This window comes from Ruminococcus sp. OM04-4AA (genome assembly GCF_003462585.1).
Classification (GTDB): domain Bacteria; phylum Bacillota; class Clostridia; order Lachnospirales; family Lachnospiraceae; genus Mediterraneibacter; species Mediterraneibacter faecis.
The window spans coordinates 1-2,547 of the sequence record NZ_QTZH01000118.1 but is presented as its reverse complement, the minus strand read 5'-3'; the positions used below and the strand labels follow the sequence as shown (position 1 = coordinate 2,547).

Genomic DNA, 2,547 nt, shown 5'->3' with positions numbered 1-2,547 from the left:
AGTAAGCGTCAAATAAAACAGTGTATAGAAAAATAACCGTCAGCCTTTTATACTAAAAGGTCAACGGTTATCGACAGAATTCTTTTACAAGAGGATTCCAAGGCAGATAATCATCCAGATATTCAGGATGTTCAAGAAAAGCACTCCCCGGCATGTCGGACAGGATATATTTTATATATTTCATCGGGGCAAGCCCATTCGCTTTCGCTGTCTCTACCAATGTATAGATTCCTGCACTGGCTTCCGCCCCTTTCGGACTGCCGGAGAATAGCCAGTTCTTTCTGCCGATCACAAAGGGACGGATACAGTTTTCCGCAAGCGAATTACTGATGGAACAATTCCCGTCTTCCAGATAATTCCAAAAACCTTCACGGTTATTTAAGGCGTAATGAAAAGCTTTTGAAAGTTTGGATTTCGGCAGCTCTCCGATGGCACTTTTTTCTGCCCATGACCAAAAAGCCTCGAGAAGAGGTTTCTCGCGGATAAGACGTTCTTTTTTCTTCTGATCAGGAGGGAACGCCTCCAACTCTGACTCTATGTTAAAGAGTTGATTCAGACGGAGGATTGCTTCCGCAGGTTTTGATGCTTCCGAATTATGGATGTCTTTTGGGAGAGCATCCACGAAAGCCCGGCGCAGATGCGTATAGCAAAGACATCTTTTTACTCCTGAAACTGCATTGTATCCGGAGTAAGCGTCTGTATGGATATAACCTTCATATTCCCTCAGAAACGCTTCCGGATATTTCCCGCTTCGTCCCGGCTGGTACTCGAAGTAGCGGATGGGATTTACGGCATCTCTGATGCTGCAGTAAACCCACATATAGGAATCGGACGTATTTTTCCGTCCCGGTTCTTTCAGCACCTGTACATGTGTTTCATCGATATGAAGGTATCTCTGTTTCAGAAGTTCCAGCTTCAGACGGTGGACGATGTGTACAAGCCAGTCCCGATAGACAACCAGAAGCCAGTTTGACATAGTCGCTCTGCTTAAACGTAATCCCAAAGCCTCCCATTCTTTTTCCTGTCTGTACAGCGGGATGCTTAATTCAAACTTCTGGTGGATGAGCCAGGTGATGGTAGATGCAGATGCCAGAGAATGCAGGACGGGAGGATATGGCACCGGAGCCTTCTCCATATAAGGAGTTCCGTTTTTCCGGCATGACCTGCATTCATACGTTTCCCGGTAATGGTCAATCACCTTGAGTTTTGCAGGGATAAACTGTACTTCCGTGCGGACGAATTCTTCCCCTACTTTCACCATCGTACTCCCGCAGTTATCGCATATCTGTTCCCTTTCATCTATGGTATGGAGTACTTTGCTGTGAGGGAGATTTTTTACCAGTTCTTCCCGCTGACCGGTGTACTTCCTTTTACGTAGGTGCTTCTCTATCTCAACAAGCTCCGGTTCGTGTGCATCAGGATCCGCACAGGTTTCGATTTCATTAAAAAGAGACATCTGCCCCTCGATTTCGAGAGTAGATGTCTTCTCGGATTTTGTTCCATAAAGTTTACGGGTCAGGAAATCAACCTGCTCTTTCAGGAGCCGGACCTGCTGTTCCAGTTCTTTGATATGATTTTTATACTCCTGTTCCGTAGCTGACATAACATGAAAACCCTTTCGCTTCGATAGGATTATTATACCATAGAATCGTCAGATTTCCCAGCATTTCTAAGGATTTTCAGTATTTTCAGACTTATGCGGGAGCCATTTCTGAACCGCCTTTGGCTGCTCCGGGTTCAAACCTTCCAGAAGCCAGCGCAGCTGCTGATCAGAAATCTGTTTTGCTTCTTCGCCGGTCCGCGGCCATTGGAGACGTCCGTTTTCGTACCGTTTGTATAAAAGGCAGAAACCGTCTCCCTCGTAATGGACTGCTTTGATCCGGTCAGCCCTCTTTCCACAGAACAGGAATAAGGAATTGCTGTAAGGATCCAGTTTGAAGTTGTACTGGATGATATCCAGCAAGCCATTGAGCTGCTTCCTCATATCGGTGTAGCCGCATCGGATATAGATTTTCTCCACATGGGAAAGATCTCCTAACATGACTGCACGGCTTTCAGAATGTTTTCCAGCATCTGGGCAGATGTGCCTTCATAAAGTTCCACTGTTATGGATCCGATATGAAGTATGGCTGCAGGAGTGGAACGGGAAATGTTTCTGTCCGGAAGTGAAAGCTCCGCAAACTCAGCCGGGGATTCCGTTAAAGCAGTTGAATGTTGGTCTGTACACATGTGGATGCCGTTTTTCTTGCGGGGCAGTTCTTCCAGGGCAAGCTTTCGAATTTTGGAAAGCCAGTAATAATAACTTTTCAAAGAGATATCGTGTTGTTCACACCAGATCTGATTTGTCAGTCCGGAGGCCCTGCATTGCCGTATTACATCCAGCCAGTATTGAAGTTTCACCTGTTTGTCTGGAGTCAAAGAAGAAAGATCCATAAGCCTGCTCCTTAGATTAGATTTAGAGTTTTCAGAGTCAACTCCCAAAACTCTAATCAATAGTTTACATGCAACAGCCAGAAATTTCGATACACCCTCTTATTGGACGCTTAC

The 2,547-nt window shown here is 45.5% G+C and carries 3 protein-coding genes; all 3 read right to left on the bottom strand.

The genetic code is table 11. From position 1 onward, the window contains the following. Nucleotides 1-67 precede the first annotated feature (67 nt). The 3 genes from DXB52_RS15420 to tnpA all read right to left on the bottom strand — a co-directional run bounded on the left by DXB52_RS15420 (nt 68) and on the right by tnpA (nt 2,433). A complete protein-coding gene (locus DXB52_RS15420; RefSeq protein ID WP_055171353.1) occupies nt 68-1,603 on the bottom strand; it encodes an IS66-like element ISRob1 family transposase in 1,536 nt (511 codons plus the stop codon). A 66-nt stretch (nt 1,604-1,669) separates the two neighbouring features. Continuing rightward, nucleotides 1,670-2,020: an IS66 family insertion sequence element accessory protein TnpB gene (gene tnpB / locus DXB52_RS15415; protein WP_158526524.1), complete on the bottom strand. Its 351-nt coding sequence runs from the start codon at nt 2,018-2,020 to the stop codon at nt 1,670-1,672. A 14-nt stretch (nt 2,021-2,034) separates the two neighbouring features. Continuing rightward, on the bottom strand, nt 2,035-2,433 hold the full coding sequence (gene tnpA / locus DXB52_RS15410) for an IS66 family insertion sequence element accessory protein TnpA (RefSeq protein ID WP_055171348.1): 399 nt from the start codon (nt 2,431-2,433) through the stop codon (nt 2,035-2,037). Between the last annotated feature and the right edge of the window lie 114 nt (nt 2,434-2,547).